Here is a 12,358-nt window from a genome sequence, read left to right as displayed (position 1 = left end):
AGGGAGAAGATGGTGCCCTGCGGGACTTCCAGGTCGATGCCGTCAAGGACGGTCTTCTCGCCGTAGGACTTCCGCAGCCCGTGCGCCGCGATGGCCAGGTCGGTCATGGTGGATCTGCTCCCTCTGGAGGCTGTGGGCGGGTGGCGGTCAGAGGCTGCAGGCGGTGATGTCGCCGTAGGCGGTGGTCGCGCGGATGGCCAGTTCCGCGTCGGCGCCCGCGGTGTTGCTGAGCGCGTTGTGGACCCGGCCGTACGCGGTGCCCGCGTCGAGCGAGGCGGAGACTCCGCGGGCGGCGCCGACCGTGATCTCCCCGGCCTCGGTGCGCAGTTCGACCGCGCCGCGCACGGCCTCGGCGACGCGGATGTCACCCTTCATGGTGCGGATCTCCGCGGGTCCGGTGAGACGGCCGACCGCGATGTCACCGGCCATCACCTCGACGCGGGCGCTCGCGGCCTCGTCGAGCTTGACCGGGCCCTGCGCGCCTTCGTAGGTGACGTCGCCGAGCCGTCCGACGCCGCGGAGTTCACCGGCGGCCGCCTTCGCGTCGACGTGGGAACCGGCGGGCAGCTGCACGGTCACCTCGACGGAGCCGGAGTTGCCGAGCATCCGGTTCTTGGGCGCCGCGGCCTCGATGCGCAGGACGCCGTCGACGTACTCGACCGAGATCCGCTCGGCGGCCTTGACGTCCTTGCCGCTCGCGCCGTCGGCGGGCCGGACCTCGACGGCGGTGTCGGTGCGGTCGGCGGCGATGAGCTGGAGGCGGCCAGCGGGGATGTCGAGGACGGCGGAGATCGGGGCGGGGGTGTCGAACTTCTGCATGGTGTGCTCCTTGGATGCGCCGTGGTCGTTTCCGATGAACGAAAAGCTACGTTGCGTTCACGACTTCAGCAACACCTTCGTTGCGCTGAACTTGCGTCACAGCAGCTCACATGCGTTATTTCGTTGCAACGGGTCTAAATCTAATGCAACAACCGATCCCCGTTGCGTTGCAATGACTAGAAATTGAACGCTAAGCTGAAGCCACCACAGACCGACCACGAAGGAGGCCGCGATGCCGGGAGGCAGACTCACCCAGCAGGAACGCCAGCAGATCGCGCTGGGCCTGGCCGACGACCTCCCGTACGCGGAGATCGCCCGGCGCCTGGACCGCCCCACCTCGACGATCACGCGCGAGGTGATGCGCAACGGCGGCCCCACCGGCTACCGCGCGGACCTGGCCCACCGCGCCACCGAACAGCGCGCCCACCGGCGCAGGCAGACCGCGACGCGCGACGCACAGGCGCCCGCGCGGGCCGGCGAACGCAACGGGCGCGATGACGAAGCGGTGCGTGAGTACGAGGAGACGCTCGCCACCGTCTTCATGCAGTCGGGCCTGCCCAAGATGACCGCCCGCGTCCTGGTGGCCCTCTTCACCACCGACGCGGGCAGCCTCACCGCGGCCGAACTCGTCCAGCACCTCCGGATCAGCCCGGCGTCCGTCTCCAAGGCGGTCGCGTTCCTGGACGGTCAGGGACTCATCCGCCGCGAGCGCGACGAACGGCGCCGTGAGCGGTACATCGTCGACAACGACGTCTGGTTCCAGTCGATAATCGCCACCGCCCGGGCGCACGCCCAACTCGTCGAGACGGCGCGCCAGGGCGTCACCGTCCTCGGCCCCGGCACCCCGGCCGCGGCCCGCCTGGAGAACGTCGCCCGCTTCGTCGACTTCGTCTCCGAGAGCATCGTCCGCGCGGCGGAACAGGCCCGCGACGTCCTCTTCACCGAACAGAAGCCGGAACCTGCCGGGAACGATCCGTCCGGAAACCATCCGTCCCAGAAACGTCCGTCCGAGAATCATCCGTCCGAGAATCATCCGTCCGAGAAGTGACGGCCCGGAACGTCCCCGCCGCGGTGAACGCATCGGTGACGGGTGCGACGAGCGCGGCGAGGCGGCGGGCGCCCGCGTCGCCGATCGGCGCCCAGAGCGCGGCGCAGTGCTCGTCCGTCTCCACCTCGATCCGTTCGCGCGCGGCGGTGCCGGCGTCCGTGATCGCGGCGTTGGAGTCGAGCCAGCCGCGCGCGGCGAGACGTGCCGTCGCCGCGCTCCACTCCTCGTCGTTCCACTGGCGGGTCGCCCGCGCGAGGGGCACCGGAAGGCCGCCCGTCGCGGTGTGCAGGACGAGGCAGTCGCACGGCCCGAGGCCGTTGTCGGCGAGCACGACGTTGTGGACGTCGCCGCGCCACTCGCGTGCCACCGTCATCTGCTGCCACAGCGCGACGAGGGGGTCCGCCGGCAGCGCGACCGAAGCGTTCGCGGCGGCCAGCACCTTGCCGGCGTAGTCGGCGCCGGCGACGACCGGGTCGATCAGCGAGCGCGCCTCGGCGAGGTCGGCGTCCGTGAGGCGCACGCCGACGCGCCGCATGGCCCGCCCGACCGCCGTGAAGCGGGCGGCCTGCCACCGCTCGGGCGGAGCGGCGTCCCACGCACCCGCCATGGTCTCCACCGCCCGCGGGCTGAAGTTGTAGAAGGCCGCGAGTACGGCCTGCCACGGAACCGCGCCCATCGCGGCCGACCGGAGCGCCAGGTACGCCGTTCCGCGGTCGGTCACACCGAGTGCGGCCGCTTCCTGCGCACCCTCGGGGGCGAAGTAGACGAACAGGTGGGCGGAGCTGATGGCGCGGCTTACGTCGCGGACGGCATGCAGATCCATCGGTCCGTCGCCGGGACGGGCCGGGTCGTCGCGGTGCATATCGGTTGTTCCTCTCCTGAAGTCGGGGCTGAAGTCGGGGCTGGGGCCGGGCCTGGAGTCAGGCCTGGGGCCGGGCCTGGGGTCGGGGTGCTGTCAGGCGGCGGCCTCCGTGGCGACGGTCTCGGCGGTGGCGGTCAGGACCGCGCGGCCGAGGATGTGGCCGGCCATGGTGAAGCCGAGGACGGCGGGGGTGGCGTCGGCCGGGACGCCGATGGATTCCACGTCGAGGGCGTGCACCACGACGAAGTAGCGGTGCGGGCCGTGCCCGGCGGGCGGGGCGGCGCCGACGAAGCGAGTGGCGCGCATGTCGTTCGGCAGTTGGAAGGCGCCTTCGGGCAGGTCTGTACCCGTGTCGTCGCCGGCTCCCTCGGGCAGCTCGGCGACGGTGGCGGGGATGTCGGCGACCGCCCAGTGCCAGAACCCGGATCCGGTGGGGGCGTCGGGGTCGTAGACGGTGACGGCGTAGCTCTTGGTGCCTTCCGGTGCGCCGCTCCACGACAGCTGCGGAGATACGTCCTTCCCGCCGGGCAGCCCGGCGGAGTGCTGCTCGGGCGGCCAGGCCGCGCCGTCCGTGACGGTGGTGCTGGTGACGGTGAAGGAGGGCACCTCGGGGAGGCGGGCGAAGGGGTTGTCGGCGATCACGGGGATCTTCCTCTCGGGCTGTGGGCAGACCTCAGGGCTGTCTCTGTGTGCAGGTGCAGGGACCTCAGGGCTGCTTCTGTGCGCTGGGCCTCAGGGCTGCCCTGTGGGCAGGTCTCAGGGCTGTGTACGACGGTGCCGTCGACGACGACCGCCGCTCGATGAATCGACGGTAACACTAATAATCGATTATCCAAGTGATCGTCTATGCTTGCCCCATGACTGGCAGCAGGACCGACTTCGCGACCGGCGCACCCCAGGACCCGGCCCCCGCCGGGAAGCAGATGCTCTCCGAGCAGGTCTACGCACACCTGCGGGACGCGATCATGCGCGGGGACCACCCTCCGGGTGCCGCCCTCAAACCACAGGACCTCGCCAAGGAACAGGGCGTGAGCCTCGCCGTCGTGCGCGAGGCGCTGGTGCGGCTGGTCGGCGAAGGGCTCGCCGACCGGCTGCCCAACCGGGGATTCGCGGTCCCGTCCTTCTCCGACCGCCGCTGGCAGGAGATCGCGGAGGCCCGGCGGACCATCGAGCCGGTCGTCCTGCGCCTGTCCGTCGAGCGCGGCGATGTCGACTGGGAGGCGCGCGTGCGGGCCGCCCACCATCGCCTGGTCCGCACCCCGCCGTACGCGCCGGAGGAGGGCGAGCACTACACCAGCGCTTGGTCAGAGGCCCACCGGGCCTTCCACCGCACGCTCCTGGAGGGCTGCGGCAACCCCACCCTGCTGGAGACCTTCGACCGGATGTGGACCGCGAGCGAACTGGCCCGCCGTTGGGCGGCGCGGCGCAACCCGGACCGGGACGGCGCCGAGGAACACCGCAGGCTGGAGGAGGCGGCGCTGGCCCGCGACGCCGACACCGCGGCGGCGGTCCTGGTCCAGCACCTCACTTTGACCGCGGCTGCCCTGACCGACGACTGAGCTCATCCGAGGCCGCCCGGGCGGGCGTTCCGATCCCGAGCAGGTCGTCGTGATGGAAACGGGACCCTGCCGTCCTTATCCCGCACGAGGCAGGGGAGCATCATGGGCTGGTTGTTGTCGGGAGAGGCAGTCGGGGCGGGTGAGGGGCATGCGGAGTGCCGGGATACGGGGCGGAAGCCGCGGCGTACGGCGGCGCGTGGGCACGGCGACGGCCACCGTCCTCGGCTGTGCGCTCATCCTCGGCGGCTGCGGCGGCCACGGCGACGGCGGCAAGAAGGGCGACGACCGGCCCGCCAACATGGCGGGCAAGGGTGCGGCGCAGCGGCCCGTACCGGTCGGCAAGGGCAGCGGGATCGACGACGACTTCAACGGGGACGGCGCCCGTGATCTCGTACTCGACGACCTCGTGCACCGCGGCCACGGCGACGACGCGGGCATCGGCATCGTCTACGGCGGCGGGAACGGGCTCGTCCCGGGCGCGCGGCAACTGCTGAGCGCGCACGCCAACGGGGCCCGTACGAAGGGTGAGTTGCCCGCGGCGTTCGAGTCCGAGGCCTCCTGCGACCTGGACAGGGACGGCTTCAGCGACCTGATCGTCTCCACCGACCCGCCGTACGACGGGCAGGGGCAGCCGCCCGTACCGCTGCAGATCCTCTTCGGCTCGCCCAAGGGCCTGACGGGCAAGGCCGTGAAGCTGAAGGTGCCCGCGCAGGCACGTTTCGGCAACGACTGGCCGGACCAGCCGGTGTGCGGGGACTTCGACGGGGACGGCGCGGACGACCTCGTGCTGCACGCGAGCGGGGCCCGGCTCACCTTCCTGCGCGGCCCGTTCAAACGGACCGGTGCCCCGCGCGCCGCGGGCAAGCCCGTCACCGGACCCGGCAACAACCTCGTGTCGGGCCGCGCCACGGATGTCGACGGCGACGGCTACGCCGACGTCCTCGTACGCAAGGCCGCGAACGCGTCGGGCGCCGCCGCCAGTGCCCTGGTCCTTGGCGGCCCGCAGGGGCCCGACGAGACCGGCGTGCTCTTCCCGGCGGGCAAGGACGTCGCGTTCGGCCGGTTCGGCAAGGGCAAGGGCATGGACGCCGCCGTCGCGTCGCCGACCGGTGTCGCGCTCCGTTACGAAGTGCCGGGCACCCTGCGCGGCTCCCTGACGGCCAAGGACGTGGCGGTCGACGCGGGTGACCTGGACGGGGACGGGCTGAGCGAGCTCGTCCTCAGCGGAGGCGGAGGCGGAGGGGCCGGCGGGAGCGGCGGGAGCGGCGACGGCTCGGGCGCCGTGCGCGTGTTCCGGGGGCGTACGGGTGGGCTCGCCGCCGACGCCACGGCGAGCGTCACGCCGTCCGCGCAAGGCACCACGCAGGTGCTCCAGGTCGCGGACTTCGACGGCGACAAGCGGGCTGACCTGGTCGTACGGACGTACCGCGGGAACAGCCGGGACACGGTAGCCGTCTATCCGGGCCTGAAGGGGAACGAGTTGGTCGCCCGCAAGCCGCGACTGGCGTTCTCCACGGAGGAGTTCCTGTCCTTGGGCGGGGCGTGACGTTCAAGGCTTGGCGCTTGGCGTCCCGGGGGCAAGGGCAACGGGGGCGGAGGCTGGCGGAGGCTCCCTGCCGCCCTCGGCGCACAACCCTTCGTACGCCCCACGAGTCACACCCCCGGTAGCCAAGCCGTACCCAAAGGCTCACGCAGAGCCCGCGGTTGCCCGGTGTCGCCGAGGAAGGCGACCGCTTCGGCACACGAACCACCCGAGCCAGCTGGAGGCCCCCGTGCCCACCCACACCCGCAAGTCCGCACACAACAGCGCACCTGACACCGCCCGCAAGACCGCACGCACGACCGCACGCACGACCGCACGCAACAAGCTCCTCACGGCAGGCGCCCTCTGCGCCGCCACCGCCCTCGGCGTCACCGGCCTGACCGCGGGCAACGCGGCCGCGGCCACCCCCGCAGCCGCAACCGCAGCCGCGGCCGCCCCCTCGAAGATCCGCGCCGACTACAACGGCGACGGCTACGTGGACCTCGCCGTCGGAGTGCCGGACGCGACCGTGAACGGCAAGGCCAAGGCCGGATACGTCAACGTCGTCTGGGGCGGCAAGTCGGGCCTCGGCAAGCACGGTTCGGCCACCGTCAGCCAGGCCACGGCCGGCGTGCCCGGCACCCCGGAGGCGGGCGACGGGTTCGGCCACTCCGTCGACTCCAACGACATGAACGGCGACGGCTACAGCGACCTGATCGTGGGCGCGCCCGACGAGGACACCTCCGTCGGCCTGAGCGCCGGCACCGTCGCGGTCGTCTGGGGCTCCGCGAGCGGCTTCAAGGGCGGCTTCACCGCCGCCAACGGCGACTTCGACAGCGCCGGGTACGGATCGCTCCTCGCCACCGGCGACTTCGACAAGGACGGCGACAACGACATCGCCCTCAACTCCCACTTCGACGAGAGCAGCTCGGTCGTGACGCGGCCCGGCCCCTTCACCGCGGGCTCGCCCTCCAAGGTCTCCCGCGTCACGGGCTGGCACTTCGCGGGCCCCTCCGCCCTGGCCGCCGGTGACTTCGACAACGACGGCGGCGACGACCTGGCCATCTCGTACCACGGCCAGGAGATCAGCGGTACGACCGTGCAGAGCCACGGCTCGGGCGAGTGGAAAGAGACCTGGTCCTCCGCCGACAGCAGCGACACCGCGCTCGCCACCGGCGACTTCGACGGCGACGGCACCGCGGACCTCGCCGTCGGCAACATGCGGCCCAACCCGGAGGCCGAGGGCACCTACTGCGAGGACATCCTCGGCGGGGCGATAGCCGTCGTCTACGGCAAGACCGGCGGCACCCTCGGCGACGGCGGCGCCTCCTGCACCGCCCAGAGCAACCCGGGAGTCGGCGGCATCGCCGAGGCCGGTGACAACTTCGGCGCGCGCCTCGCGACCGGCGACCTCGACCGGAACGGTGTCGACGAGCTGATCACCGGGGCCGACACCGAGGCCGTCGGCACCGCCAAGGACGCGGGCGGCTACTGGGTCCTCACCTCGTCCGGCACCGGCCAGGACTTCTCGGGCCCCGCCTTCACCCAGAACTCCGCGGGCGTGGCGGGCACGGCGGAGGCGGGCGACCGCTTCGGCGCGGCCGTCGCGACCGGCGACTACAACGGTGACGGCCACCCGGACGTCGCGGTGGGCGCACCCGGTGAGGACGGCTCGAAGGGCGGCGTCTGGTACGCCGCGACCCCGAAGAGCGGCCCGAAGCCGCCGGTCACGTCCGTGACGCCGGGCAAGCTTGGGCTCGCGGGGGCGCGGGGCTACGGGGCCGTTCTTTCGCGGTAGTCGGGCTCGGTCACCGTTCGGGGCGCCGTCGTCATGTGCGGCGCCCCCATCCCTCAGCGCGCCGTCCGATCACCGGCTTCGCCGAGTTCGTCCTCAAACGCCGGACGGGCTGAATTACCCCACCCCCCGATCACCGGCTTCCACGCCCAACTCCCCTCCCCCATACAACCCTTGCCCCACTCCAGCGGTCTCCCCTTCGCCGACCAGCGCGTGACGCCAGGGCCAACGCCCGGCGAACGCGCCCCCCGCACCGCACTCCGCAGGAGACCCGCATGCTCAAGCACAAGCGCACCTCCACCGCCCGTTCCAGACGCGGCCGCCTCGTCGCGACGACGGTCGTCGCCGCTGCCCTCACCGGCGGACTGCTCTCCGTCACCGCAGCCACCGCGTCGGCCGCGCCCGCCGACCCGCTGCCGTCGCACGAGGCGGACTTCAACGGCGACGGCGTCGCCGACCTCGCCACCTCCGCGCCCGGCGCCCACGTCGCGGGCAAGGACTCCGCGGGCCAGGTCGCCGTCACGTACGGCGGTCCGACCCTGCGCCACAAGACCTTCAGCCAGAACAGCGCGGGCGTCCCCGGCTCCGCGGAGAAGGGCGACGGCTTCGGCGCCGACACCGCGTACGGCGACTTCGACCGCGACGGCTTCGACGACCTCGCGGTCGGCGCGCCCGGCGAGGACGTCGGCAGCGACAAGGACGGCGGCACCGTTCAGATCCTGTGGGGCTCCGCGAGCGGCCTCAGCGGCGGGACCACCGTGAAGGACCCCCGCCCGAGCGGCCACGACTACTTCGGATCGCCCCTCGAAGCAGGCGACTTCGACGGCGACGGCACCGACGACCTCGCCATCGGCGCCCGCTCGGGCGCGAGCACCATCGACATCCTGGACGGCAAGATCTCCCGTACCAGGGGCACCGGCAGCAGCCACTACACGATCAAGCCCGCCATCCTGAGCGGCGAAGGCGCGGGCCCCTCCAACCTGCACTCGGGCGACGTGAACGGCGACGGCAAGGAAGACCTCATCGTCGACGGCTTCTCCACGGCCGACGAATACAACGCCAACCTGTGGGTGCCCGGTACCGCCGACGGCCTCAAGACCTCCCGCCAGCAGCGGCTGCCCGGCGGCACCATCACCGACGTCGGCGACACCGACGGCGACGGATACGGCGACATCGTCATCGGCCTCACCTGGGACGACGGCATCGCCGGCGCCAACAAGGGCGGCTCGGTGTACGTCGTGCACGGCGCCGCCAACGGCCCGTACGGCAGCACTCAGATCTTCACGCAGGACAGCGCGGGTGTGCCGGGCAGCGGCGAGAAGGGCGACTCGTTCGGTACCGACCTCGACCTCGGCGACATCAACGGCGACGGCCACCTGGACCTGGCCGTGGGCTCCGCGGGCGAGACCCTCGACGGCGTCGTGGACGCGGGCGCGGTCACCGTCATCTACGGCGCGGCGGACGGCTCGGGCCTGTCCACGCGGGGCGCGGTCCTCCTCGACCAGAACACGCCGGGCGTCCCCAACTCCAACGAGACGAACGACTTCTTCGGCGCGGACGTCCACGTGGACGACCTGAACGGCGACGGGCGGGGCGACGTCACGGTCGGCGCGTTCGGCGAGAACAGCGGGAACGGCGCCTTCTACCCGCTGACGACCAAGGCGGACGGCACCTTCGCGGGCTCCGCGGGCGTCTACACGTCGACGCTGGGCATCTCGGCGACGGGCACGGCCCGCCTGGGCGTGAACTTCGCGGACTGACGCGGACGGACCGAACCCGGACGGACAGACGCGGACGGACCGACCCGGACGGACCGACCCGGGGCGTCTTCGCGGACCGACCGAGGCAACCCACGCCGTCCGCAGCGGCCCGCGCCCGCAGCCCCACCACCACACCACCACACCACCCTCCGTCCGGGCCCCGCCCCCACCGGTGCGGGACCCGGCCCTCCCCCACCTCCCGGAGCCCCCATGCACCCCCGCCCTCACCCCCGTACCCTCGCCCTGGCCGCCGCCACCGCCCTGGCCGCGACCGGCCTCGCCCTCCCCCTCACCGCCACCACGGCCTCCGCCACACCGGCGGCCCCCGCCGCCCCCGCCGCCCCCGTGAAGAGCGACTTCAACGGCGACGGATACGCCGACCTCGCCGTCGGCGTCCCCAGCGGCACCGTCAACGGCAAGGCCAAGGCCGGATACGTGAGCGTCGTCTTCGGCGGCAAGCACGGCCCGGACCCGCACGACGTGCGGCGCATCACGCAGGCCACCGTCGAGGTGCCCGGCACCCCGGAGTCCGGCGACCGGTTCGGCGGCGCGGTCACCACCGCGTACATCGACCACGACAAGTACGCCGACCTCGTCATCGGCGCCCCGGGCGAGGACATCGACGACAAGAAGGACGCGGGCTCCGTGACCGTCCTCTACGGCACCGGCGACGGCTTCGCGCAGGCCAACACGGCCGCCCGCGGCGAGAAGGCCTCCGACGCCTACGGCAACGCCCTGACCGCCGCCGACTTCACCGGCGACACGGACGTCGACCTCGCGATCGGCGGCAAGGACAAGGTCGTCGCCAACCTCAACCCGTACACCGCCGGCACCAGCCCCCTCATGGGCAGCCGCATGGGCGGCCGCGCCCCCGTCATGACGACCGGCGACTTCGACTCCGACGGCCACCCCGAGCTCGCCGTCGCCTACTACACGCAGAACCAGCCCTACACGCAGTCGCACGTGCAGCTCTACCGCTACGACCGCAACGACGAGTTCGAGGGCGACTTCGGCCTGACCTGGAGCAGCGACAACAGCGCCGCGAACGCGCTGGCCGCGGGCGATTTCAACGGCGACGGCCACGACGACCTGGCCCTCGGCAACTGCCGCGAGATCGCCGACGAGAACATCGACGACCCCTGCGGCCCCGAGGAGATCGCCAAGGGAGGCGGCATCCACATCCACTACGGGGACGGCGGCGGCCTCGTGTGGAAGGGCCAGACCCTCAACCAGGACACCCCCGGCGTGCCGGGCGTCGCCGAAACGGGTGACGACTTCGGCAACGCCCTCGCCGTCGCGGACATCGACGGCGACGGCAAGGACGACCTGATCGCGGGCGCCCCCGGCGAGGCCATCGGCAGCGCCGCACGCGCGGGCGCCGTCACCGTCCTGAAGGGCGGCGCGAAGGGCATCCTGAACGCGGACGGCTCGGCGGCGGGCGCGGTCGCGTACCAGCAGAACACCCCGGGCGTCCCGGGCGCCGCCGAGGTGGGCGACCTCTTCGGCGCGGCCCTCGCCACCGGTGATCACAACGGTGACGGCGTCCCGGACCTGTCCGCCGCCGCGCCCGGCGAGGACTCCGCCGCGGGCGGCGTCTGGAACCTGCCCGGGGCCACGGTCGGCAGCACCCCGGTCACCGCCGTCACCCCCAAGTCCCTTGGCCTGCCCGCCTCTTCCGACCCGGAGGCATACGGAGCGGTGCTCGGTCACTAGCGTCCCCGGGACCCTGGGGACAACCCCTCAGGGTCCCCCTCCGGGACCCCCTAAGGGTTGTCACAGGTCAGCGGCAAAGCCGGTCTCCTCCCGAGGAGGGACGACCCGAGCCCTCCAGACCAGGTACGTTCGATTCGTGGCTGGATTCAGGATCGGACGCGGCCGGGACAACCGCGCCCCGCGACCGCAACAACAACCGCGGCAGCAGCCGTACGGACAGCAGGCCCCGCAAGGCAGGCAGCAGGCCCCCCAGGGCAGGCCGCAAGCCCCGCAGGGCACGCAACAGCCGTACGGCTACCCACCCGCGCCGTCGAACCCGCAGCAGTACGGCGGGGGTGGCCCGCAGTACGGCGGGGGCGGCGCCCCCGGCGGTGGCCCGCACGGCGGCCGGCCGTACGGCGGCGGTGGCGCAGGGGGCCAGCAGTGGCCCCAGGCGGGCGGCAACCACGGCGAGCCGGAGTACTTCGGCGGACCCGGCGACCACGGCCAGGGCGGCTACGACCCGTACGCGGCCAACAACCCGGGCCACACCCAGGCCTTCTCCATCGGCGAGGACCCCTACACCCAGGGCGACACCTACCGCGCGGGCCAGGCGACCGCCCCGCCCGTCGGCCCCCGCCTGCACTGGAAGGACCTGCTGCGCGGCATCGTGCTGCGCCCGGGCCCCACCTTCCTCCAGATGCGGGACTACGCGATGTGGGCCCCGGCCCTCATCGTCACCTTCCTCTACGGCGCGCTCGCGATCTTCGGCTTCGAGGACGCCCGCCAGGACGCGATCAACGCCACGCTGTCGTCGGCCGTCCCCTACGTGCTCACCACCGGCGTCGCGATCACCCTCAGCGCGTTCATCCTGGGCGTGGTCACGCACACCCTCGCCCGCCAGCTCGGCGGCAACGGCGCGTGGCAGCCGACGGTCGGCCTCTCGATGCTGATCATGTCGCTCACGGACGCGCCGCGCGTGGTCGTCGCGATGTTCCTCGGCGGCGGCCAGCCCTTCGTCCAGCTGCTCGGCTGGGTGACCTGGCTCGCGGCGGGCGCGCTGCTCACGACGATGGTCGCCAAGTCCCACGACCTGCCGTGGCCCAAGGCGCTGGGCGCGTCGACGATCCAGCTCCTGGCGATCCTGTCGATCATCAAGCTGGGCACGTTCTAGCAAGCACGCAGGTGTACGGGGAGGGGCCCCGGGGGGGGCGACGCGCCCGGGCCCCCCGTGTAGGTAGCGCGGTGCACCACACCGCGGAGCCGCCAAAGGCGCGCGCGAAACACCCCCCGCCGCGCCC

General features: G+C 72.8%; 10 protein-coding genes and 1 pseudogene. 7 read left to right on the top strand and 4 right to left on the bottom strand.

What is annotated here, in order from left to right; translation table 11 throughout:
• A pseudogene (locus ACFVYL_RS31445) lies at window positions 1-107 on the bottom strand (ABC transporter); the annotation flags it as partial.
• Window positions 108-147: 40 nt separating this feature from the next.
• Entirely contained in the window at window positions 148-819 is a 672-nt protein-coding gene (locus ACFVYL_RS31440) for a DUF4097 family beta strand repeat-containing protein (RefSeq protein WP_389721969.1), read from the bottom strand.
• Window positions 820-1,051: 232 nt separating this feature from the next.
• Between ACFVYL_RS31440 and ACFVYL_RS31435 the strand changes: the two genes are divergently transcribed.
• Window positions 1,052-1,867, top strand: a complete 816-nt coding sequence (locus ACFVYL_RS31435; RefSeq protein WP_389721967.1) for a helix-turn-helix domain-containing protein — start codon at window positions 1,052-1,054, stop codon at window positions 1,865-1,867.
• On the opposite strand, the gene ACFVYL_RS31430 is transcribed toward ACFVYL_RS31435, so the two are convergent.
• Both ACFVYL_RS31430 and ACFVYL_RS31425 read right to left on the bottom strand, forming a co-directional pair.
• The gene (locus tag ACFVYL_RS31430) at window positions 1,758-2,729 is read right to left on the bottom strand and encodes a hypothetical protein (protein WP_389721965.1); all 972 of its coding nucleotides are present in this window, start codon (window positions 2,727-2,729) and stop codon (window positions 1,758-1,760) included. The two genes, ACFVYL_RS31435 and ACFVYL_RS31430, sit on opposite strands and share 110 nt — an antisense overlap.
• Window positions 2,730-2,822: 93 nt before the next feature.
• Window positions 2,823-3,371, bottom strand: a complete 549-nt coding sequence (locus tag ACFVYL_RS31425; protein ID WP_389721963.1) for a YbhB/YbcL family Raf kinase inhibitor-like protein — start codon at window positions 3,369-3,371, stop codon at window positions 2,823-2,825.
• A 281-nt stretch (window positions 3,372-3,652) separates the two neighbouring features.
• On the opposite strand from ACFVYL_RS31425, the gene ACFVYL_RS31420 reads away from it, so the two are divergent.
• The 6 genes from ACFVYL_RS31420 to ACFVYL_RS31395 all read left to right on the top strand — a co-directional run bounded on the left by ACFVYL_RS31420 (window position 3,653) and on the right by ACFVYL_RS31395 (window position 12,231).
• Window positions 3,653-4,288 (top strand): GntR family transcriptional regulator, encoded by a 636-nt coding sequence (locus ACFVYL_RS31420; protein WP_389721975.1) that lies wholly within the window; start codon window positions 3,653-3,655, stop codon window positions 4,286-4,288.
• Window positions 4,289-4,436: 148 nt separating this feature from the next.
• The gene (locus ACFVYL_RS31415; protein WP_389721961.1) at window positions 4,437-5,834 is read left to right on the top strand and encodes an FG-GAP repeat domain-containing protein; all 1,398 of its coding nucleotides are present in this window, start codon (window positions 4,437-4,439) and stop codon (window positions 5,832-5,834) included.
• A gap of 226 nt (window positions 5,835-6,060) precedes the next feature.
• Window positions 6,061-7,608 carry an FG-GAP repeat protein gene (locus tag ACFVYL_RS31410; RefSeq protein ID WP_389721959.1) on the top strand — a complete coding sequence of 516 codons (1,548 nt, stop codon included), beginning with the start codon at window positions 6,061-6,063 and terminating at the stop codon, window positions 7,606-7,608.
• Window positions 7,609-7,880: 272 nt separating this feature from the next.
• Window positions 7,881-9,365, top strand: a complete 1,485-nt coding sequence (locus ACFVYL_RS31405) for an FG-GAP repeat protein (RefSeq protein WP_389721957.1) — start codon at window positions 7,881-7,883, stop codon at window positions 9,363-9,365.
• A gap of 210 nt (window positions 9,366-9,575) precedes the next feature.
• Window positions 9,576-11,078, top strand: coding sequence for an FG-GAP-like repeat-containing protein (locus tag ACFVYL_RS31400; RefSeq protein WP_389721955.1), 1,503 nt, complete (start codon window positions 9,576-9,578; stop codon window positions 11,076-11,078).
• Window positions 11,079-11,214: 136 nt separating this feature from the next.
• The gene (locus ACFVYL_RS31395; RefSeq protein ID WP_389721953.1) at window positions 11,215-12,231 is read left to right on the top strand and encodes a Yip1 family protein; all 1,017 of its coding nucleotides are present in this window, start codon (window positions 11,215-11,217) and stop codon (window positions 12,229-12,231) included.
• Window positions 12,232-12,358: the final 127 nt, after the last annotated feature.

This window comes from Streptomyces sp. NPDC058308, from assembly GCF_042880275.1.
In the GTDB taxonomy this organism is placed as follows: Bacteria; Actinomycetota; Actinomycetes; order Streptomycetales; family Streptomycetaceae; genus Streptomyces.
This window is presented reverse-complemented; position numbering and strand designations above follow the sequence as displayed.